This is a genomic window from Vibrio sp. R-1 (assembly GCF_035615595.1).
GTDB classification, from domain to species: Bacteria; Pseudomonadota; Gammaproteobacteria; order Enterobacterales; family Vibrionaceae; genus Vibrio; species Vibrio cholerae.
Genome location: NZ_WPDC01000354.1, coordinates 1 through 315, shown reverse-complemented (window position 1 = coordinate 315; position 315 = coordinate 1). Strand labels below are relative to the sequence as shown.

Annotated in this window: 1 protein-coding gene; it reads left to right on the top strand. The window is 35.9% G+C overall.

The window, feature by feature from the left end; all coding sequences use genetic code 11:
- Positions 1 to 16: 16 nt before the first annotated feature.
- Positions 17 to 315, top strand: a 299-nt coding sequence (locus tag GOU96_RS18485) for a hypothetical protein (RefSeq protein WP_324702139.1), incomplete at its 3' end; no start/stop codon positions are given.

Here is a 315-nt window from a genome sequence, read left to right as displayed (position 1 = left end):
CCCTTAGGCGGGCGTTATGAGTAATTTTGAGGACAGCAATAGATATATGGAACAAAAAAGGCAAATTGAGTGGTTAAAGATTCAAAAGAAAGGCTTTTTCAGGCACTTTTTAGGGTGTGGTTTAGGATTTAGTATCCCAGTCATTTTAGGTGGTGCATTTGTCCAAAATGATTTTTACCTAGATTTGTCTCCAATTGTGTCGTACCGAGTTTATTTAATGACGTTATTTGGCGCTGCTTTTTTTGCTGGTTGTGACTGGTATTTCAAAAGTAGAGAGTACAAAAAATACAAAGAAAAACTATCGCGGAAAAATTA